The organism is uncultured Lutibacter sp. (assembly GCF_947495725.1).
Taxonomy (GTDB): domain Bacteria; phylum Bacteroidota; class Bacteroidia; order Flavobacteriales; family Flavobacteriaceae; genus Lutibacter.
Genome location: NZ_CANLZZ010000005.1, coordinates 397,797 through 419,865 on the forward strand (window position 1 = coordinate 397,797; position 22,069 = coordinate 419,865).

22 protein-coding genes are annotated in these 22,069 nt (G+C 28.4%); 13 read left to right on the top strand and 9 right to left on the bottom strand.

Annotation, left to right across the window (positions count from 1 at the left end; translation table 11 throughout):
* Positions 1-667: 667 nt before the first annotated feature.
* The 5 genes from Q0776_RS13775 to Q0776_RS13795 form a co-directional block, all read right to left on the bottom strand.
* Positions 668-2,131 carry a glycoside hydrolase family 130 protein gene (locus tag Q0776_RS13775; RefSeq protein ID WP_298369378.1) on the bottom strand — a complete coding sequence of 488 codons (1,464 nt, stop codon included), beginning with the start codon at positions 2,129-2,131 and terminating at the stop codon, positions 668-670.
* A 320-nt stretch (positions 2,132-2,451) separates the two neighbouring features.
* Entirely contained in the window at positions 2,452-2,658 is a 207-nt protein-coding gene (locus Q0776_RS13780; protein ID WP_298369381.1) for a dodecin family protein, read from the bottom strand.
* A gap of 123 nt (positions 2,659-2,781) precedes the next feature.
* Entirely contained in the window at positions 2,782-3,951 is a 1,170-nt protein-coding gene (locus Q0776_RS13785; protein WP_298369384.1) for a hypothetical protein, read from the bottom strand.
* Positions 3,952-3,998: 47 nt separating this feature from the next.
* Positions 3,999-6,386, bottom strand: coding sequence for a phosphoenolpyruvate synthase (gene ppsA, locus Q0776_RS13790; protein ID WP_298369386.1), 2,388 nt, complete (start codon positions 6,384-6,386; stop codon positions 3,999-4,001).
* 3 nt (positions 6,387-6,389) lie between these two features.
* Complete coding sequence (locus tag Q0776_RS13795) at positions 6,390-7,247, bottom strand: universal stress protein (protein WP_298369390.1); 858 nt, start codon at positions 7,245-7,247, stop codon at positions 6,390-6,392.
* Positions 7,248-7,559: 312 nt separating this feature from the next.
* Here Q0776_RS13795 and Q0776_RS13800 point away from each other — a divergent pair, with 312 nt between their 5' ends.
* The 10 genes from Q0776_RS13800 to Q0776_RS13845 all read left to right on the top strand — a co-directional run bounded on the left by Q0776_RS13800 (position 7,560) and on the right by Q0776_RS13845 (position 16,271).
* Positions 7,560-8,774 (top strand): efflux RND transporter periplasmic adaptor subunit, encoded by a 1,215-nt coding sequence (locus Q0776_RS13800; RefSeq protein WP_298369393.1) that lies wholly within the window; start codon positions 7,560-7,562, stop codon positions 8,772-8,774.
* Positions 8,775-8,776: 2 nt separating this feature from the next.
* On the top strand, positions 8,777-9,517 hold the full coding sequence (locus Q0776_RS13805; protein WP_298369468.1) for an ABC transporter ATP-binding protein: 741 nt from the start codon (positions 8,777-8,779) through the stop codon (positions 9,515-9,517).
* Between the two features lie 12 nt (positions 9,518-9,529).
* Positions 9,530-10,747: an ABC transporter permease gene (locus Q0776_RS13810; protein WP_298369395.1), complete on the top strand. Its 1,218-nt coding sequence runs from the start codon at positions 9,530-9,532 to the stop codon at positions 10,745-10,747.
* A gap of 35 nt (positions 10,748-10,782) precedes the next feature.
* The gene (locus Q0776_RS13815) at positions 10,783-10,995 is read left to right on the top strand and encodes a hypothetical protein (protein WP_298369397.1); all 213 of its coding nucleotides are present in this window, start codon (positions 10,783-10,785) and stop codon (positions 10,993-10,995) included.
* A 5-nt stretch (positions 10,996-11,000) separates the two neighbouring features.
* The gene (locus Q0776_RS13820; protein WP_298369399.1) at positions 11,001-11,366 is read left to right on the top strand and encodes a hypothetical protein; all 366 of its coding nucleotides are present in this window, start codon (positions 11,001-11,003) and stop codon (positions 11,364-11,366) included.
* A 26-nt stretch (positions 11,367-11,392) separates the two neighbouring features.
* A complete protein-coding gene (locus tag Q0776_RS13825; protein ID WP_298369400.1) occupies positions 11,393-11,752 on the top strand; it encodes a carboxymuconolactone decarboxylase family protein in 360 nt (119 codons plus the stop codon).
* The gene (ftsH, locus tag Q0776_RS13830; RefSeq protein ID WP_298369402.1) at positions 11,742-13,697 is read left to right on the top strand and encodes an ATP-dependent zinc metalloprotease FtsH; all 1,956 of its coding nucleotides are present in this window, start codon (positions 11,742-11,744) and stop codon (positions 13,695-13,697) included. Before Q0776_RS13825 ends, ftsH begins: the two co-directional genes overlap by 11 nt.
* A 33-nt stretch (positions 13,698-13,730) precedes the next feature.
* Positions 13,731-14,117, top strand: coding sequence for a hypothetical protein (locus Q0776_RS13835; protein WP_298369405.1), 387 nt, complete (start codon positions 13,731-13,733; stop codon positions 14,115-14,117).
* Positions 14,118-14,510: 393 nt separating this feature from the next.
* Complete coding sequence (locus Q0776_RS13840; protein WP_298369408.1) at positions 14,511-15,179, top strand: DUF6799 domain-containing protein; 669 nt, start codon at positions 14,511-14,513, stop codon at positions 15,177-15,179.
* Positions 15,180-15,314: 135 nt separating this feature from the next.
* Complete coding sequence (locus Q0776_RS13845) at positions 15,315-16,271, top strand: hypothetical protein (protein ID WP_298369410.1); 957 nt, start codon at positions 15,315-15,317, stop codon at positions 16,269-16,271.
* Positions 16,272-16,334: 63 nt separating this feature from the next.
* On the opposite strand, the gene Q0776_RS13850 is transcribed toward Q0776_RS13845, so the two are convergent.
* The 3 genes from Q0776_RS13850 to Q0776_RS13860 are packed head-to-tail and all read right to left on the bottom strand — an operon-like array spanning position 16,335 to position 18,068.
* The gene (locus Q0776_RS13850) at positions 16,335-16,961 is read right to left on the bottom strand and encodes a phosphoribosyltransferase family protein (protein WP_298369413.1); all 627 of its coding nucleotides are present in this window, start codon (positions 16,959-16,961) and stop codon (positions 16,335-16,337) included.
* Between the two features lie 2 nt (positions 16,962-16,963).
* Complete coding sequence (locus tag Q0776_RS13855) at positions 16,964-17,614, bottom strand: alpha/beta hydrolase (protein ID WP_298369415.1); 651 nt, start codon at positions 17,612-17,614, stop codon at positions 16,964-16,966.
* A gap of 10 nt (positions 17,615-17,624) precedes the next feature.
* Positions 17,625-18,068 carry a DUF2267 domain-containing protein gene (locus Q0776_RS13860; protein WP_298369417.1) on the bottom strand — a complete coding sequence of 148 codons (444 nt, stop codon included), beginning with the start codon at positions 18,066-18,068 and terminating at the stop codon, positions 17,625-17,627.
* 288 nt (positions 18,069-18,356) lie between these two features.
* On the opposite strand from Q0776_RS13860, the gene Q0776_RS13865 reads away from it, so the two are divergent.
* The 3 genes from Q0776_RS13865 (at position 18,357) to Q0776_RS13875 (ending at position 21,549) form a co-directional block, all read left to right on the top strand.
* Positions 18,357-18,767 (top strand): hypothetical protein, encoded by a 411-nt coding sequence (locus tag Q0776_RS13865; RefSeq protein ID WP_298369420.1) that lies wholly within the window; start codon positions 18,357-18,359, stop codon positions 18,765-18,767.
* 167 nt (positions 18,768-18,934) lie between these two features.
* On the top strand, positions 18,935-20,875 hold the full coding sequence (locus tag Q0776_RS13870; RefSeq protein WP_298369421.1) for a tetratricopeptide repeat-containing sensor histidine kinase: 1,941 nt from the start codon (positions 18,935-18,937) through the stop codon (positions 20,873-20,875).
* 5 nt (positions 20,876-20,880) lie between these two features.
* Positions 20,881-21,549: a response regulator gene (locus Q0776_RS13875; protein ID WP_298369424.1), complete on the top strand. Its 669-nt coding sequence runs from the start codon at positions 20,881-20,883 to the stop codon at positions 21,547-21,549.
* On the opposite strand, the gene Q0776_RS13880 is transcribed toward Q0776_RS13875, so the two are convergent.
* The gene (locus Q0776_RS13880; RefSeq protein WP_298369427.1) at positions 21,542-21,919 is read right to left on the bottom strand and encodes a hypothetical protein; all 378 of its coding nucleotides are present in this window, start codon (positions 21,917-21,919) and stop codon (positions 21,542-21,544) included. The two genes, Q0776_RS13875 and Q0776_RS13880, sit on opposite strands and share 8 nt — an antisense overlap.
* Positions 21,920-22,069: the final 150 nt, after the last annotated feature.

The window sequence follows — 22,069 nt, forward strand, 5'->3', positions numbered from 1 at the left end:
TCCTGAAGCATTTATAACTTTTAATACTTTCAAACAATTTCAATATCAACTTATTTCTAAAACAATATTAAAACCCTTTTGCCATATTAAACACTTATAATTCCTTCATTTCAATCTTCAATATTTTTTCAATAATGAAGATTTATTTTTTTAGAAACAGGAAGTCTAAACTTCCTGTTTCCTTCTGAAAAGACTTTGGTAACTTGGTGATATTGAAATAATCTTTCAAAAAATTTTTATTTCTAAAAATTAGAATAATAAACTACAACTTCCATCAAAAAGTAGCTAAACCTCTTCACTATAATTTACTTGTCTTTTAAACAATGTAAATTTATATTTTTAATAGCTGTTTCAAATTCAAAGAACTTTTAATTAATACATCAAATTTAATATTTGAAATAGTATTATTTTATGATGAGCATCATTTTAGCATATGATTGTTATCAGAATTAAGAACTTTTTATGAATTAATCCGTTGACCATTATTATTAAATTTCGTCAATTCGAGTGAATTTTAGCCTATTTGGCTGAAAATTAGTGTCGAGAATCGAAATTTTATTAAAAAACAATCGTTCTCGATAAAATTTTTTATCAAAAATTACTCGAACTGACGTTCTATTCAATTTAATAGACAAAATACACGATAAGTATGAATCTTTAGTTATTGTTACCTTTTTAATTCGGATAACAGTTCTTCTAAATTTACAGTAGCAAATGAAGAAGCACGGTCTGACATTGCATATGGAATGCAAAGATTACCATTATGAATTATTGACCCACAAGAATAAATTACATTGGGTACATAGCCTTCTCTTTCTACTTCGTTAGGAATCATTAAAGGCATTTTTAATCGCCCAATTTCTATTTCAGGATGATCGAATTCAAATAATGAAGCACCCATTACATATTCCCTCATTTGACCCACAGCGTGGGTAATTACAAGCCATCCATCTTTTGTTTCAATGGGAGAGCCACAGTTTCCTACTTGAACAAATTCCCAAGGGTATTTTGGTTTTTGCAATAATTTTGCCTCATTCCATCTATTTAAATCGTTAGAAAAAGAGATATAGTTATTTATCCCATCAATTCTACATAGCATTGCATATTGTCCATTTATTTTCCTTGGAAATAATGCCATTCCTTTATTTCTAGCTACTTCACCATTTATAGGTGTAATTGTAAAATGGTAAAAGTTTTTAGTGGTCATTAATTTTGGTAAAATGGTAATCCCATCATAAGCAGTATAGGTGGCACAGTAGGTTATTTCTCCGTTATCATCGATAAATTTTACAAATCGAGCATCTTCAATTCCATTTTTTTCATTTTCTGAAACAGGAAAAATTACTCTTTCGGAAATATCAGTGTCCAATGAAAATATAATCTCATAATGAGAAGAGGCTAGCCACATAATTTCATCACAAAGTATTTCGCCTGATAGGCATAAATTAAGTTCCTTTTTTGTTTTTTTTACAACTCTCTCCAATTCACCGTATGAAAAATGATCAGGTAATTTAGAAAAAAGTTTGGAAGCAATGTCTTGATCATCTTTATGTAATTCAAAAAGTTTGGAAAAGAAATGATCTTTATTATAAGCATGCCTTTTTATATTTTTTGCTTCATTTAACATTTTTCCAGGTTCCTTAATTTTTAAATTACAGTTTTCATCAAGAATTCCGCTTCTAAAAACAATAGAAGAAATATGTCCCTCTCCTGTAGCTCGAAAGCTTAAAATTACTCTTTTTTCTCCCTTTTGAACCATACTTTGATCGGGGTCTTCTACCATAGATGGATTAAAAAATGCAGCCGATTCAATAGAGTATTCTTTCGTGAAATAGGAGCCAATAAGTGTTTTAAAGACATTACTAATGTCATTTGTATTAATTTTTAACTCCTTTAAAATATGGGATAATTTATAGAAATGATGTTCAAATATTATTGAAATATTTCTATGACGCTTAGAATAACCTCTTAGAATCTTTATTAATTCCTCTTTTGCTTGCTCTTCTGAAAGCTCTAGAATTTTTAGAATAATTTCTTTACTTTTTTCATCACCAGAATAATTAAATCGGGCAATTACTCGGCTAGAATCAGGACTAAAAAAGATGTTTTTTCTATTTACTTTAATTTGCATTAGCCGAAATATTTTAAGTTATAAATGAATAATTATAAAATTATAAAGGCTGCCTAAATAGTTGGCTTTGAATTGAGTTAAACTTCGACTTCGCTCAATAAATAGTTATTAAGCGGTGTCGAAATATAATTTTTTGTTATTCTGGAAATCTGCACTTTGAAATTCTAATATATCCATTTTACACTTAGAATTTACAAGGTATAGATAAGGTTAATAACCAATACAGAATGAGATTTTTAGACCTTTTTATTTAGCCTTCAAAATAATCTTTTAGTGTATACACTAAATTATAATCAATGAAATTTGATTTCAAACAAAATCTATTCATCTAAAATTCCAAAACAAACCTTAGAGTTAACTCTGTATTCACTAATTTTGTTAGCACTCACTTTTACCTGCATTTCTTTAATATAAACAGATTTAATGTTTTTTACAGATTTTGATGCTTCATTTACTACATTTTGTACCGCATCTTCAAAACTTACAGTGGAATTCCCTAAAACTTCTATTACTTTTAAAACTGACATAATATGTTGTTTTTATGATTAATATTGTATGAAGTTAGGATTGGATAATAAGTTTTCAAATGATTTTCATCAATTTTCAATATTTTTTTAATATTACTTTAGAGATTAAAATATTTTAAAATTTCAATACCTAAAAATGGCATTTAAAGTTCGACCTTTTACGGGCATTTCAGTTGGGTCTATTACATAAACATTTCCTTTGTTTAAAAATGTTTGTACTGCGGCTAAGTTAGCAAGTGAGCTATTTTTAATTTCTTTTTTAGTGCCTAATAGTAGCTTTCCGTTTTCTGTATTATACAGTCCAAATTCATCTGAACTTTTATCAACAAATAAGGTTTCTATTTTCCCTGAAATTGCAGCTGGAATAATTTCATTTAATTGATATGACACTTTAGGTGTATGATATAATTCTTGAAATTGAGATAGTTGCAGTTTTTTAGATGTTTCGAAATAAGGTTTTATTAATTTTAAAGAGGCTTTATGCAATTTTGTTTTATTTTTAAATTCTGGATCGCCTTTACAATTAATATTATAAAGATTTGGGTATGAATTTATTTGTTGGTAACTATTAAATACATTATTTGTGCTAGCAATAACTAAAGGAGCTTTTTTATCTTTAATTGCTTTGTTTACAGCTTTGTCAATAATTTTTAAAAAAGCTAAAATTTCTTTTTTGTCATCATCTTTACCTTCACCATGTCCGTGAAATGATCCAGCACTAAATGCGTCTTGTCCGCTTCTAAATTGTAACATCTTTTGTTTGAAATCAAATCCGATAGCTTTTTCTAAAGTATCAGGTGCTAAACTTTTAATATGAAGATTGGTTAAGCCAAATTTGGAGGCCTCATATAATTTTACGTAATCTTGGCTTAATTCCAATAAATAATATTGTTCCTCTTCTTCATAAAGTGGAAGTAATGGAGTTAAATAAAAAGAACTCGCCACTTCTGTTTTGGCTGTGAAAGGAATAGGAAGTGTATAATAATTAAATCCCTTTTTGTCTAAAAAAATTGCTAAGCCTTCAGAAGGATTTCTCCATAATTCTACATTGGAAATTAGTTTTTCAATTGGTTTTAAATATGTAGTTATTTCAGAATTACTTAAATTGTGTTTTTGAAGTGATTTGTTCGCATCCTTAATACATTTTTTTAAGGTTTCTTGCGCTAGGTGCTCATTTTGTTCTTTTCCTTTTTTATGCATAGGAAGATATATGGAAACACAATGCAGAGAATGATTTGTAGCTAAAGTCTCAAAAGTTTTTATTGGTAGCGGGTGAAATTTAGAAGTTTTCATAATTTGTTGTTTTTAAGTTAATAGCCTTACAAAGTTTTTTTAATGAATTAATGAACGTAAACACCTTTTTTTTGTTCGGCTTTGTTGGTATTTTCAATTCCCTTCAGTAAAGCATCAGGATTAAATGAAATACTATCAATACCTGTGTTAACTAGGAATTCGGCAAAATTTGGGAAATCACTTGGTGCTTGTCCACAAAAACCAATTTTAGTGTTTGTTTTATGAGCTTTTTCAATGGCCATTGCAATCATAGTTTTAGCAGCTTTGTCATGTTCATCAAACAAATCGTTCATAAATTCAGAATCTCTATCTACTCCTAATGTAAGCTGTGTTAAATCATTAGAACCGATAGAAAACCCATCAAATATGGAGGCAAAATCTTCGGCTAAAATTACATTACTTGGTATCTCAACCATGGTGTAAACTTCTAATCCATTTTTACCTTGTTCTAGTTCAAAATCAGCCATAATTTTAAGCACTTTTTTTCCTTCTTCAACAGTTCGGCAAAAAGGAATCATTACTTTTAGGTTGTTTAATCCCATAGATTCCCTAACTTTTTTTATAGCCATACATTCCAGTCTAAAACCATCTTTGTATAGTTCGTGGTAATATCTTGATGCACCTCTAAAACCTAACATAGGATTTTCTTCTTTTGGTTCAAATTGTTTACCTCCAATTAAGTTTGCGTATTCATTGGTTTTAAAATCACTCATTCTAACAATTACTTCTTTTGGATAAAAAGCTGCTGTAATTGTTGCTATTCCTTCTGCTAACTTATCTATAAAATAAGTTTCTTTATTTGTCCAACTCTCAGTAAGTTTTTCAATTTTTTCTTTGTCACTTGCATCTTCAAGCTCATTAAATTTTATCAATGCCATAGGGTGAATTTTTACGCTATGGGTGATAATAAATTCCATACGTAATAAACCAACACCGTTATTTGGATAAGCAGCTAATTGAAATGCTTTTTCGGGATCTGCTAAAATTAATTTCATTTCAGTTTTTGGCATTTTTATAGCTGAAAAATCAAGTTTTGTTTTTTTAAAAGAGAGATTGCCTTTATAAATATATCCTGTTTTGCCTTCTGCGCAAGAAATAGTGATTACATGTCCATTGGAAATTGTTTCTGTGGCATCTCCACAGCCAACAACAGCTGGCACTCCTAATTCCCTTGCAACTATAGAAGCATGACTTGTTCGTCCTCCTTTATTTGTAATAATTCCCCCAGATTTTTTAAGTACTGGATCCCAATCGGGAGTAATGGTATTTGTAACAATAATTTCTCCTTCTTTTAATTTAAATGCGTCTTTAGGAGAATTTAAAATCCTAGCTGTTCCAACAATTATTTTAGACCCAACAGCATTTCCAGAACTAATAATTTCACTTTTTTCTAATAATTTATATTCAAAAAAATCTTTTTTAGTTTTTGTATGGTGCACCGTTTCTGGTCTGGCTTGTATAATGAATAATTGATTGTTAATACCATCTTTAGCCCATTCAATATCCATTGCTTTTTTATAGTGTTCTTCAATTATTAGAGCCCATTTAGCAAGTTTTTGTATTTCATCATCGTTTAAAACAAATTGTATTTGTTTGTTTAAAGGTGTATCAAGGTTTAACAAAGAAGAATGACTGTTAGATTCGGCATAAATCATTGTTTTTTCTTTGGAACCCATTTTTTTTTGAATGATTCCTTTTTTACCAAGTTTAAGGGTAGGTTTAAAAACATAAAACTCATCTGGTGTTACAGTGCCTTGAACCATATTTTCACCCAAACCCCAAACCCCTGAGATTAAAATAATGTTTTCAAATCCAGATTCGGGTTCTAAAGTAAACCCGACACCAGAGCAACCAATATCCGAGCGAACCATTTTTTGAACACCTACGGATATAGCAATATCACTATGAATAAATCCCTTGTCTTCTCTATATTTAATAGCTCTGTTGGTGTATAAGGATGCAAAACAATTTTTAATAGCAATGAGTAAGTTTTTTTCACCTAAAATATTAAGGAAAGATTCATGCTGACCGGCAAAACTAGCTTCAGGAAGGTCTTCTGCTGTTGCGCTACTTCTTACTGCAACTTCAAAATAGTTGCCATTGCATAAATTTTTATAAGCATCAATAATGGATTTTGAAAATTGATTTGAAAAAGATGCATTTAAAATTAAGTCTCTTGCTTGTTTACCAATTTTGTTTAAATTGGAATAATTATTTCTGTTTAATTTGCTTAAAACATTGTTAAGTGGAATCTGTAAATTATTTTCGTTTAAAAATGTATTAAAGGCATATGATGTTGTAGCAAACCCATTGGGAACCGAAATACCTTCGTGAATCAGTTCGTTATACATTTCACCTAATGAAGCATTTTTACCTCCAACAAGTGCTACATCATTTATTCCTATTTCATTAAATTTTTTTATAAATGTTTTCATTTTTTACTTGTGTTTGCGACTATAATTAAATTCGTTAAAACTTATTAAAGGTACATCGCTTTGATCTTTCATTTTTTTAACTAAATCGGAATGAAATAATTTATTAACAAGACCTTTTTTCTTTCGTTCTAGCATAGCAACCCAATCGGCATTTTTTTCGGTTAAATATATTTTTAGAAAATTAAATACATCATCCGAGTAAAATAAGGCGTATTCAATATTTTTATAACTTACTTTTTGTTCTAACATTTCCTTAAACCATTGCATTTGTTCTTCTGCATTGTTTTCTTTTTTAGTAGAAACATGAATTATTTTTATTTTGGTATTAAATTTTTTTGTTATTTCTACAATTCTGTAAATTGCACTAATATCTTCCTGTTCAAAATCGGATGCATAAACAATTGTATCAATATTATTGAAAACGGCTTTTTCTGGTATTGCTAAAACTGGACAAGGAGCTTTTTCAATAAGTATTTTTGTGGTATTTCCCATTAAGAAATCTTTTAGATCGCTTTTTCCTTTCATTCCAGTAATTATTAAGGAAGCATATAATTCATCGGTTTTGGATATAATACCGTTAACAACAGAACTGTTTTCAATAGCTTCAATATGAATTTTTTTTTCAAGAAAATTACTTCCTAAATGGTCAATACATAATTGTTTAATTTTGAGTACTTTTTGTGTTTTTAATTCTTTTTTTGAAAAAGGATAAGGTTCATTTAAATTAGAACTTAATCTATTAGCATCAAAGATGTTTACTACCCATAAGCTAGCATTTATTTTTTCACTAAATGCGTAGGCATATTTTAATGCGGTAATAGCATTTTTAGAAAAATCCGTTGCGTGTATTATCGTTTTCATAAAAGATTAATTTTAATTGCTATATCAAGTTTGTTAAAGTTAAAAATCAATGTTTTTGCAGTAAATGATATTTCTCACAATAAAGTAATTTATGGGTGATTGTAATCATTTTTTTCAACAGATGTCTTTTATAAATTTATATGTAATTATTAGCCAATCAACTGTTTACTTTTTGTGTTGTTGTAAATAAAATAGTTGCTTCGATACAAGCTAAGCCCCATAAAAGGGTTTAAATGTATTTATTGATTCTTTGTTTTTGGTTAAGACTACGTTCTAAAAGTGATTTTTTTTTAATTAAAATAGCTTTGTATTATGAAAAAGTGGAGATGGGTTATATTAGGAGGTGTATGTATTTCAGCACTTATATATTTCAATGTTAAGCCAACTTTAAAGGTTAAGAATTTAGAGTTTACATATACCATTTTGGAAAAAGGAAATATAGAATCGATTGTATCTAGTACTGGTACTTTAGAAGCTATAATTACTGTTGAAGTGGGAACGCAAATTTCAGGAACCATTAAAAAAATATATGTAGATTATAATGATAATGTTATTGCAGGTCAACTTTTGGCTGAAATGGATTTAAGATTGTTGAATACAAATTTAAATAACGCACTTGCCAATTTAGCAGTATGTACATCCCAACTCAATCACGCCAATGATCAATTCAACCGTGATAAAAGATTATTTGAACGGGGAGTTATTTCAGAATTAGAGTATCAAAATTCAAAATACAATTTTGAACAAGCAGAAAGTGTTAAAAAGGCAGCATTGGCAACAGTAAAAAATATTCAAGTTTCTATAAGCTTTGCACACATACGTTCTCCAATTAATGGCACAATAACCAAAAGAAGTGTTGAAGAAGGACAGACTGTTGCTGCGTCTTTTGCAACTCCAACAATGTTTATTATTGCTGAAGACTTATCTAAAATGCAAATTTTAGCAGATGTGGACGAGAGTGATATAGGATACATTAATAATGGTATGAAAGCTCGTTTTACGGTGCAAACCTATCCAAAAAAAGAGTTTTATGGGCAAGTAAGTCAAATTAGAATGCAACCGATAAAAATTAATAATGTAGTTAATTACCAGGTAGTTATTGATGTTGATAATAAAGAGAAATTACTACTTCCAGGAATGACAGCAAGTATAGAGTTTATTGTAAATGTAGCCAATAACGTACTACTTATTAATAATTCGGCTTTACGATTTAGGCCAAATGAAGCTATGCTAAATGAAATGAAACCAATTTTAATTGCCAAAGGAAAAGCATTTTTACCAGATTCTATTCAACAAGATTTTATAGCAGGAATTAAGAATGAAGAATTGTATTTGTCTGCAAATTTCAAAAAAAAATTACCTACAAAAATTGATGGAATTTTTATGAAAAATGAAAAAGGGAAATTGGAATTTAAATTTATAGAAATTGGTATGAAAACAGGATTGCAGTCTGAAATAAAAAGCTTTTTAGATAGTATAACATTAGATGAAGGAACAAAAGTAATTAATGGTATAAAATCAAAATAATGATACCTAAAAAAGTCATAGAAACAAAAAAATTAAGTCGTGTTTTTAAAAATGGCGAAATTGAAGTAAATGCACTTACCAATGTAAATATTTCAATAGAAGAGGGTGAGTTTGTAGCTATTATGGGAGCTTCAGGGTCGGGAAAATCTACGCTGTTAAACATTTTAGGTTGTTTAGATAAACCCACTTCTGGAGAGTACTATTTGGATGGAATTCATGTAAATAACTTAAATAAAAATGAATTGGCAGCGGTTAGAAACCAAAAAATTGGATTCATTTTTCAAAATTACAATTTATTATCTCGCACTTCAGCTATCGAAAATGTTGAATTGCCATTAGTTTACAATAGAACAGGAAAGTTTACCAACTCCAAACAATTAGCAAAAAAAGCGTTAGAACAAGTTGGTTTAAAAAATAGAATTTATCATAAAACAAATGAACTTTCGGGAGGAGAGCAACAGCGCGTAGCTATTGCTAGAGCCTTGGTAAATGATCCAGCACTTATTCTATCAGACGAAGCCACAGGAAATTTAGATAGTAAAACGAGTATTGATGTGGCCGATTTATTTGTGAGGTTAAACAATAAAGGAAAAACTATTTTAATGATTACTCATGAACCAGATATTGCACAGTTTGCAAAACGCATTATTTATTTAAGAGATGGATCTGTGTTAACAGATGAGTTTATAAAAAATAGAAGCACCAAAGAAAGTGCTTTAAAAGAATTAGAATTAACAACATAATTATTAGCAAGGATGCAACAGTTTTTTAAAACATTTAAGGTAGCCTTTCAAGCAATTAATAAAAATAGATCACGTAGTTTACTTACTGTGTTAGGAATAATTATTGGGGTTGCCGCTGTAATTATGACAATTTCTGCAGGTGAAGGTGCAACCTTAGAGGTTCAGAAACAAATATCGGGTTTAGGAACAAATTTATTAATGATTTATACGAAAACGGAGCATAGAGCTGGTGCTCATGTTAGAATGGGTAAACCAATAAATAAAAAAGACTTTGATATGTTGCAAAATAACTCCGTTTGGATTTCAAAATTATCACCTTTAATTGTAGATGTAGCTCAAGCAATTGGCCCTAATGGCTATAAGTCCATAGCAATTTATGGAGTGTCCGATCAATATTTTGACATTTTGAGTAGAGATTTAGCATCAGGTGAGTTTTTTAAAGAAGAGGAAGTAAAAACAGCAGGTAAAGTGTGTGTAATAGGAAAAACATTGAAAGATGAATTATTTTCAGATTTAGATCCTATTGGTCGAAAAATTAGAATAGATAAAATTCCATTTACAGTAGTTGGATTGCTAAAAGAAGAAGGTAAAGGAGCAATGGGACAGGATCAAGACGATATTATTTTGGCACCATATACCACCATTCAAAATAGATTACACGGCCATAGAAGAGGATATGATATTATTATGGCAAGCGCCATAAATGAAAACCATATTATTGATGCCGAAATTGAAGCTACAGAATTAATGCGTGAATCCCACAAGATTTTAGAAGGTGAAGAAGATGATTTTGAAATTACAACTCAAATAGAATTACAAGAAATAACAGGGAATGTTACTGGTATTTTAACAATTTTATTAGGTGCAATTGCAAGTATTTCTTTAATAGTTGGTGGTATTGGTATTATGAATATAATGTTGGTTTCGGTAACTGAAAGAACTCGTGAAATAGGAACTCGATTAGCCATAGGAGCAAGAGAGAGTGACATTTTAACCCAGTTTTTAATTGAAGCAATAGTATTGAGTTTAGCCGGTGGTGTTTTAGGAGTTGTTTTAGGTATTGCTGGCAATCAAATAATATATAAAATCACCAATTTTTTAATCCCAACAGCTCCGTATTCTATTTTAATTGGTTTTGGTTTTGCCGCATTGGTGGGCATTGCATTTGGGTATTTTCCAGCTAGTAAAGCAGCAAAATTAAATCCCATTGATGCTTTGCGATATGAATAATAAAGGTAGTTAACATTAAATAATATTCAATTCTTATGAAATATTTACAGAAAACACTTAAAGAAATAACCGAATTAACTTTTGAAATTGAAAAAAAGTATCCAGAATTATACCAGTTTTTAGAAGAGAATCCATTAACAATTCCTTCGGAGAATCACCCAGAAATTAGTGAAAAAGTAATGCAGGATTATTTAGAAAGTTTAAAACAATTATTATCGCATTATTTAAAAACGCATTCAATTAAATAAATATTATGGGAGAAATAGCAACATCAGAACGACAGATTACCTTGTTTTATAACTCAAAATCTGTGAGAGCAAAAAAAGCGTTGGCATATGCAAAATCCGAGGGTTTACCCATTCAAGAAATAGATATTTTAAAAACCACTTTAACAGGAACCCAAATTGCAGAATTGGCAGATCGATTGCATATAGAAATTAAAGATTTGGTAAATCAAGAACATCCCTCATATTCCTCAAAATTTAAACATTATGAATTTTCTTCAGAAGATTGGATTAAAATGATAAAACATAATCCAAGTATTATGAAGCAGCCAATTGCATTGAGAGGAGAAAAAACAATTTTGGTTGAAACTCCTACAGATATCATTAAAATATAATTTGAAAAAGTAAAATTGAAACTAAAATGGTAAAAGATTATTGCAAACACATTCGAGATTTGGAAAAATCATATGAAAAATTAGAGCATTATATTCCTTCAATAATGGAAGAAGTTGAAAAACTTCGTGTTGATAGTACAACTGAAGGAATTCTTAAATCTAAAACGAAGAATTTAATTGCTTTAGGTATTGCTATTTCAAAAGGAATCAAACAAAATATAGCTTTTCATGTGTATAAGGCTCTTGAATCTGGAGCTAGTTCTTTAGAAATTTATGAAACTATTGGGGTTGCAATTTATATGGGTGGTACAGAAAGTATTATTTATGGTTGTGAAGCAGTAGAGGCATTAAATCAATTTATAGTTTTAGAAAAGAATGAAAAATGATAAAAAAACATATAATTCGAAATTTTTAGAAGAAAAAAAGCAGCAGCCATCTTTATATCCAAAAGGTTTTAAACTTTATTGGTTGTACTTGCTATTTTTAATATTTATGATTATTTATATGTTTTTTGGAAAAACATTCAATACAAAAGAAATTGGATGGTTAGAGTTTGAGCAAACAATGTTAAGTACTCATGATGTTGAAAAAATTATAGTTGTTAATAAAGAGGTTGCTCAAATATTTATTAAAAGTGAAAAATTGAATACCCCCAAATATCAAAAAATTCCAAAAGGTAAATTTATTTCAAGTTCAACTCCACATTATATAATTTCAATTGGTTCTATTGATAATTTTGAAAATAAATTACAGCAAGCTCAAAAAGAATTTACACCGTCTGAACTTGTTGATGTTCGCTATATAAACAAAATTAGTTGGTGGAGTACGTTTGTTTGGATCCTTCCGTTTGGACTCCTAATTTTATTTTGGATGTATCTGTTTCGTGGTATGGGAAAAACAACTATGGGAGGTTCAGTTTTTAACTTTGGTAAATCAACTGCAAAATTGCAGGACAAGGATACTAAAAGTACCGTAACTTTTAAAGACGTAGCAGGTTTAAAAGAAGCTAAAAAAGAGGTAGAAGAAATAGTTGACTTTTTAAAAAATCCAGCTACTTATACCAAGCTTGGAGCAAAAATTCCTAAAGGTGTTATGTTGGTAGGTCCTACCGGAACGGGTAAAACATTAATGGCTAAGGCAGTTGCAGGAGAAGCAAATGTTCCTTTTTTTTCATTATCTGGTTCCGAGTTTGTTGAAATGTTTGTGGGTGTTGGTGCTTCTAGGGTTAGAGATTTATTTAAACAAGCAAAGCAAAAAGCACCAAGTATTATTTTTATTGATGAAATTGATGCCGTTGGTCGTTCTCGTAGCAAATTAAATTCCTTTCAATCTAATGACGAAAGGGAAAATACCTTAAATCAGCTTTTAACCGAACTTGATGGTTTTGGAACCAATACGGGTGTTATTGTTTTGGCAGCAACAAATAGGGCCGATATTTTAGATAAAGCCTTATTGCGACCTGGAAGATTTGATCGTCATATTTATTTAGAATTACCAAATAAACAAGAGCGAATAGAAATTTATGAGGTTCATTTAAAACCTATAAAAAAAGCAAAAGATGTTGATGTTCAATTGTTAGCTTCTTTAAGTCCTGGGTTTTCTGGAGCTGATATAGCCAATATATGTAATGAAGCAGCTTTAATAGCCGCACGTAAAAAACAGGATGAGGTTTTTCAAAAAGATTTTATGGAAGCAAGAGATCGTGTTGTTGGTGGTTTGGAACGGAGAAGTAAAATTATTTCACCAAAAGAAAAGAAAATTGTAGCGTATCATGAAGCAGGCCATGCCGTAGCGAGTTGGTATTTAAAAAATGTAGATTCACTTGTAAAAGTATCAATTATTCCTAGAGGTAAATCTTTGGGAGGAGCTTGGTACCTTCCAGAAGAGCACCAAATTATTACCAAATCACAATTCTTGGATCAGCTCTGTGCTTCTTTAGGAGGAAGAGCGGCTGAAGAAATTATTTTTAACGAAGCTTCTTCGGGTGGATTAGACGATTTGGAAAAAGTAACAAAACAGGCCTATACCATGGTGGCTTATTATGGTTTAAATACTAAAATTGGCCCAATGAGTTTCTATGATTCTACAGGCGAAAATGAACGTTATTTAGGAAAGCCATATAGCGAAAAAATGGCAGAACTAATTGATATTGAAGTACAAAATTTAATTAGTTTAAGTTATAATAATGTGTCTAAATTATTGATAAACCACCAACAGGAACTTGAAGACCTTGCAAATTTATTATTAAAGAAAGAAGTGGTTTACTTAGAAGATCTTGAACAAATATTAGGTAAAAGAATTAAAGAAATAACTTTAAATAAAGAAGATTAAGTAAGGAAATTAATAACTTAAAAATTAAATATTATGAAAAATGAACTTATTTTTAACTCAGACCTACATTTTGAACATAAACTATGGAGACGTGAACTTTTCTTTTGGGAAGATGAAATTAAATCCTTTAAAATCAGGTTGGATACACTTGTGAAACGCTGGAATGATAAAGAAATGCTAGCGCAATTAGAACACTATCAAAATCAATTTATAATTCAAGAAAATGCTATTGATAAATTACAAGATCATATCAATGTCCACGAAACAATTATTGCAAAATCCAGTAAGGAAGGAAAAGAAGTGCTAGACATTAGTTTAGTAAATGTGCATGTAGAATTTAGAAATAAAATGGAACTTCAACGACATATATATGAAGGTTTGAAAGATGAATTTTTTAAGTTTTTGACTAATTATATGTAATGGAATAACTGATTTATAAAAGGAAAATAAACAAATAAGCATATTTCTGTCTTTTGTAAATAATTATGTGGCCGCCCTGATAATTATCATGTTATTAAATGGATAATATCATTTTTATTTGATAAACAAATTGGTTATTTTACGTTGTAATTAAAAAACTTCACCCTTTTCACCCGTTTCGCCCTTATTTTTTCATATTTCATTAAAACATAAAACAAATGAAGATGAAAGGAAAAAAATACTTTTAAGGCTAGTTGTACTTTCTATGGCAGTTATTTTTTCAAACTGTAGTGAAGAAAGTATGCTATGGTGAATAGAAAATTACTTTCTAAACAACCTTATTTTTAGATAGTAAAATATTAAATAAACAAGTTAATTTAAAAAATTTATAATATGAAAAAAATATCAATTTTATTAATTTTTATGGTTTTTGGAACCATAGTAATGATGGCACAAGACAAAGATCAAATTAAAGATCGGGATAGAGACAGGGACCGTATTATGGTTGTTGATGGAGATGTTCTTCAAATAAGAGACCGCGATCAAGTTAGATTACGCGATAAAATTACATTGAATGATGGTACAGTTTTAAGTCCGAATGGTGCTTATGTAACAAAAGATCAAGTACGGTTGCGTTTAAAAGATGGATCTTGTATAGATAATGATGGTATTTATTATAGAAATGAATATCAATATCGTTATAAAGTACAACAAGAGAATAAAGGATTGTCGGAAGCACAAATTCAATCCCGAAATCAAAATCGCTTTATGTTTACAATGATTAATGGTGAGATGTACCAAATTAAAAATCAGTCTCAAGAAAAACTTCAAAATCAATTGAAGTTAGGAGATGGTAGTATCGTAAATCCAGATGGAACTTATCAAGAACGTAATAAAGAACGCACTAGGCTTAAAAATGGAGAATGCTTAAATATGGATGGTAAAATGTATAAAAATGCATACGTATACCGTAAAATGTATGTTAAAAAGAACATAAATATTAATAAAAACATACCTAAAAAAAGTGTTCAAAAGAAAAGTAATAAAAAAGCAGGTTATTAGAATGAACAAAAAGAGCTATCTGAAAAGTATTAAAACTCGGTATTATATATTAATAACTGAGCTTAGTTAAAATTTATGTAGATGAATACTTAACTTTTCAGATAGTATCTTTTAATAAAACTTAAATTAAATAAAATGGAAGCTCCAAAAATAAAACTAATAATTATTTGGGTTTTTATATTATTAGGAGGTAACATATTGGGCCAAAATATTGAAACTAATTCTAAATTAAATAAAAATACAAACTCGTATTTCTCATTATATTTAAATTACAGCAACGATTATGTTTTTATGGGACGAAAAGATTCTATTACTGCGCCTTATTTATATTTTATAGCAGAATACCAACATAAATCGGGCTTTTATGCCAACGGGTCTGTTTCCTATCTTACAAAAGATGAAGAAAGTAGAGTAGATTTATTTTTATTTGATTTGGGATATAATTTTACCGTAGATAATTTTTTTGGAGATTTTTCAGTTACAAAATATTTTTTTAATGAAAATAGTTATAATGTACTTTCGGAAGTAGATATAAATGTTTCGGCTTTGGCTAATATTGATTTTAAGATTGTTAATTTAATGCTAACTGCAAGTACTTATTTAGGAGAAAGTAGTAGTGATGCAGATTTCTTTTTATTTTCAGAAATAAGTCATGACTTTGTAACAAACAATAAAAAATTTCAATTTTCACCAACAGCAGGAATTTATTTTGGATCCCAAAATTTTTATGAAGCATATTACGTAAATAATCGTTACGGTAATGGGGGAAGACCTAAATTAAAAGGTAAAAATGGTTCTGGAAATAGTAATAATAATGGAGATAAAATTGAATCTGGGTTTGAAACTATAGATACAGAAGGTGCACAGGTAACATCAGAATTAGTTATTAAGGAAAGTGAAAATTTTAATTTGATGGCTGCCGAATTTAGTTTACCAATGTGGTATATCCATAATTCGCTTACAATTTCATTGAAGCCTTCCTTGGTTTTTCCATTTAATAAAGCAACTATTTTTGTAGATGATATTATTGTTAAAGAGGATATAAAAGAAACTTTTTATTGGATGCTAGGGTGTAGTTATAAGTTTAATTAACACAATGTACATATTAGCTATATATCATTTCAATAAGTATTATTTATTTTAGGATAGCCCATTTTAGACTAATTTATGCAGTATTTCTATTACTTCGTTATCACTAACTTGGTTAAAATCTTTATAAAATTGCCCTACAGCTTTAAAATTAACTGGAGTTAATAAACAAATAATATTGGTTACTGTTGTGGATTCTTTAATTCTTCTAATTGCATTTGTTGGTGCAACAGGCAAAGCCACAATAATTTCGGAAGGTTTTTCTCTTTCAATAAGTTGAATGCTTGATATTAATGTATTTCCAGTAGCAACACCATCATCAACTACAATTATTGTTTTATTATTAAAGGTTTTGGGTTTAGAATTTCCATAATACCATTGGTATCTATTTTGCAATAAGTCTCTAATACGTTGTGTTTCTTTATCAATATATAATTTGGATACACCCTTAATATTATTAGTAATAATACTGTTTTTTAAAGTTATTGCCCCAATGGCATATTCTTTATTTAATGGATGTCCAATTTTTTTTGACAAAACAATTTCTAAAGGTGCGTTTAATTTTTTAGCGATTGCAGCACCAACAGGAACACCACCTCTTGGAATAGCAACAATTATAACGTTTTTATTATTGCTATAACTCATTAGCTCTTTAGCAAGTAGGTTTCCCGCCTCTGTTCTATTTGTAAACATAATTATTTATTTAAATAGTTATTGAACCATTGACTACTTAGATTTGCTACTATTTCTAATTTTCCAGGTTCAGAAAATAAATGTGAAGCACCATTAACAATTTTAAGTTCGCAAATTCCACCAATTTTTGCCTTAGCTTGTTTGTTTAAATTAATTACAATACCATCATTACCACCAACAATTAAAAGACTAGGTATTTTTATATTACTTAAAATATCTGATGCCAGATCTGGTCTGCCTCCTCTAGAAACTATGGCCTTTACAGTTTTATTCAGCTTTGCAGCAGCATTAAATGCAGATGCTGCACCTGTACTTGCTCCAAAATAACCAATTGGTATTTGTTTATTTTGGTAGTAGTTTTGAACCCATTTGGTAACTTTTATTAGTCGTGTAGTAAGCAATTCAATATTAAACCTATTTTCGTAAATAGTATCTTCTTCTGGGGTTAACAAATCAAAAAGTAAACTTGAAAACCTTTTTTTTAATAGAATATCAGCTACATAATTATTTCTTACACTTAATCTGCTGCTTCCGCTTCCATGAGAAAATATTATAATTCCTTTTTCTTCATTAGCCAATCTTAAATTGCCTTTTAATATAACAGTATCTAGTTTTATATCAACTTCTTTATAAGTTTTTTTGATGGTGTTCATAATTATATATTTAAATTAAATATTCTTCAAAAATTAAAGATTTTAATTCTTTAGGAAGTTCTGTTCTAATATCTTTAAGCTCTCCATGTGAAACGTATTTTCGCAAAACTAAAAATGTTGTTTTAATGTGTTTTATAGAATTTTCATCTGAACCAAAATCATTTTCAGACGTAACACCATCAAACCTATGTATTAGGTCAATAAATTCAATTATGTTTTTAACTCGTTGTTTTTTCTGGGAAGACCATCCGTTTACATAAACAGCTTTTAAAAACATAGGTAATTGAGCTATAAATTGTAGCGATTCTTCTGTTGAAATTACCTCCCTTAAACCATGTAAAATAGAGGATAGAATACGACCAGCTTTATCTTTATCTTTAATATTTAACTTTTCAGAATATTCTTTCATAAAAGCGTTTGCGTCAAGTGCGAATTGGTTGAAATTTAGTGACATGAGTTTATTTTTTTAAGTTAATTTTATAATTTTGGAAGAAATAATATTTCTTTGAAATGAAATTGCTTATAAATTAAGATGATTATATTTTTTTTCAAAATTGAAATGATTTGGTGTATTAAAGCTATTAATACTAACTTTTTTTTAAAATGATTTTACTCAGTTTATCAATAAATTAAGTTGTTGAAAAGAAATATATACTAGAAACATTACATAATAGTTTGATATAAATCATTTTAAGATGTTTATAAATTTACTTAATTACAGATGAATTAAATAAACTGTATTATGGATTCAACAGTTTCTTATAAGGCGTTTGAAATAAACAAGAGTTATAGAGATATTATTAATGACTCTATAATTTGGATTTCAGATTTTAATTTTATTAATAAAGAGTTGCTTTTTTTAAAAGCAATAGTAAAATCGAACTCATTTAAATCATCAATTCCAAATTTATTTGAAAGACTTCAATTATTAATAAAAGATATTGATTTGTTAGTTGAGAATAACAATGTTATTAAAGAAAAAGTTGAAAAGTATAAGCTGAAAGTAACCAATATTTTAAATAATAATGTTTTTAGTTTTGGTGAGGATTTGTTAGAGAATTATGAAGATATTGAAAAAGAAATTTTTGAGTTTAATAAAAAGTATAAAAATTTTAAGGCTTATCTATATGAATTTTTAATTGAAATTATTTAAGCTTTTTGATTTTTTTGGCTCAAGGTTTTGTTTAAGAATCTAAAATATAAAAATACTTTAATATTTATAGATATTGCTATTTAATAGAGTGTTTTTAATTTTTTAATTAAAAACTTAAAATATAATTAAACACTTATCTAGTTATAGTTTTATATTATTTTTGAGGAATGAAAAAAATAAAAGTTACATTCCTTTTTTTATGTGTAGTTTATTTAGCTCAAGCATCAAGTATTAATGATGCTTTAGATTTAAATTTCTCAATACAAATAGATACGGACTCTTTAGATTATCATATTAAAAATATGAAAAACATGAGTTTAACTGCTGACCGTGGTTTAATGCACGCCAATAAGGCTCTAAGATTGGCAAAAAAGAAAGAACTAATATTAGAACAAAAGGAAATTATAGGTTATAAGACTTACTTTTTTGTGAATTTAAAAAAATATGATAGTGTTATCCATACTTCCAAGAAATATTTAAAATTTTTGAAAAAGGATAATATTAAAGGCTTGGCAAAACAATATTCGATATTAGGCTATTATTATAATGCCAATTCACAAAGGGATAGTGCCTATTATTGTTATAATTATTCAAATGAAATGTATGAAGCTTTAAAAGATAGTGCTAAGACAGGTGAAAATTTAACTCGTATGGCAATTATTCAGGCAGAATTGGGAGATTATGACGGGAGTGATGATACAGCACTAAAAGCAATAGAATATATAGATAAAAACAACAATAGATATTTGACTACTTTGTACAATTGTTTAGCCATAAATTCTAAAAACCAGAAAGATTATAAAGAATCAATATATTGGAATACTAAATCATTAAGCATAGCAACAACAAGACTTGATTCAATTAGTATATTATATAATAAGGCGCTTGCACTACGTTATTTAGAAAAGTATGATGAAAGTATCAATTTATTTAAGGAATTATTAAATGAGCCCAAATTGAATGAAAGACCTAGAACTAAGGCTAAAATTATTGATAATAATGCTTATACAATTTGGTTGCAAAATAATAAGTCAAATGTACTTTCAGATTTTTTAACAGCAAAAAACATAAGACAAAAAGAAAAAGATAGTTTTGGACTTATTGCTAGTTATGCTCACATTTCTGATTTTTATAAACAAAAAAACAAGAAAAAAGCCATAAATAATGCTCAAAAGATGTACAATTTGGCTTGTCGCCAAAAAAGCCCAAGAGATCAACTGGAAGCACTTCAAAAACTTATTAATCTTGAAAACCCCTTAAAGGTTAAAGAATACTACACATCATATATTAGAATTAACGACAGTATAAACAATTCTGAAAAACAAGCTAAGAATAAATTTGCAAAGTTAAAATACGATAGCGAGAAAAATCGTGAAGATAATTTGAAGCTAAAAATAGCTAATTCAAAAAAAGAAGTGGATCTACAGAAAGAAAAAACTCAAAATATAATTGGAGCTGTTACTACTGGTTTAATTTTATTAGGATTTACAGGCTTCGGATTTTACCGTAAACAAAAGCATAAACTAGAGAAAAGGGAAGAAGTTTATAAAACGGAAACTAAAATTGCGAAAAAAATTCATGATGAAGTTGCTAATAATGTAGTAAACATTATGAACAAAATTCAATATACAAATGAGCCAAAAGAAATATTGTTGGATGATCTTCAAAAAGTTTATTTGCTTACAAGAGATATATCACATCAAAATAATATAATTGAAACAGGAAAAGGGTTTGTTAATTCATTAAAAAACCTTCTTACAAATTTCAATACAAATAGCACAAAAATTATATTAAAAAATATTAATAAAGTGGGGTTGGAAAGTTTATCAGAAACTTTCCAAATTGAAGTTTATAGGGTGCTTCAAGAGTTAATGATAAATATGCAAAAACATAGTAAAGCTAAATTTGTAGCCTTATCTTTTGAAAAAGAAAAAAATACAATTAACATAAAATACTCGGATAATGGAGTAGGAGTTGACTTAAATAACCTAAAAAATAAAAATGGACTTATAAATGTGGAAACCCGTATAAATTCAATTGGAGGTTTTGTTACTTTTGAATCGTCCTATAATAATGGTTTTAAAGCATCCATAAAATTTAAAGGGTAGTATTTATGTTTAAGAAAATATTAATAGCAGAAGACATGGACTTTATCAACTTTGGTGTAAAGTCTGAATTAGAGAAATTAGGAATTGAAAAAATTGAATATGTTCAGTATTGCGATGAAGCATTGTTGAAATTAAAAAGTGCTACATTAAATAATGATCCATACGATTTGTTAATTAGTGATTTATCATTTGAACAAAATGGTAATGAACAAAAAATTACAGGAGGGGAAGATTTAGTAAAAAAAGTAAGAATTGATTTTCCCAATTTAAAAATTGCAGTTTTTTCGGTAGAAGATAAACCGTTTACAATTCAAACTTTACTTAATCAATACAATGTAAATGCCTATGTTTGGAAAGGTAGAGATGGTTTAAGTGATCTTAAAAAAGCCTTAAAAATAATTTTTTCTTCCAATGAAAGTTTTATTTCGCCTTCAGTTGCCAATGCTTTGTCTAATAATAATTCTATTGAAATTTCAGAATACGATATTTTTATAATTGAGTGTTTATCTCAAGGATTACTTCAGGGACAAATTAGTGAAAAATTAAAAGATTTAAATTGGAGTCCGTCTAGTGTAAGTGCTGTTGAAAAGCGATTAAAGTTTTTAAAAGAGCATTTTAATGCTAATAATCCAGCTCATTTAGTTGCTATATCAAAAGATTTAGGACTTATATAAAGTTGCTGTAGGGAAATTTTAAGAAAAAGATAATGAAGATCTTACAAAAGTTGTAAGGTCTTTTTTTGCTTTTTAATAAGCGCAAAATATTTGGCAGAGAATTATTAATGGCAGGTTCAACGGTTTTGTGCCAAAAATTAGTAGTAATTTTGTCGGTTAATAAAAGCCCAACAACTCTGGCACCATAATATCCAGTTTTTTTCCAATCATTTGAAAACTCATTTCCCAAATAAACAAAATCTTTGGGGATAGTATTAAAGCTTGTTTTTAAAACGTGCCCCGCTGTTTGAAAATGATTTTTTTTACGATCAATATTTTGAGAAAAAATTAAATTGGATAATAAAAATAGGAGTAAACAATATTTTTTCATAAGCTAAATTTTTCGATAAAAATAATACGTATACATTAATAAAACAACAAGTTACAAGTTTATGTTTTTTATTTTTTTTAATCTCCAAATAGATGAGTTTCATAAAATAGTAAGCCCTTATTTTTTTGTGAAGTAAGTTTTAAAGTCATT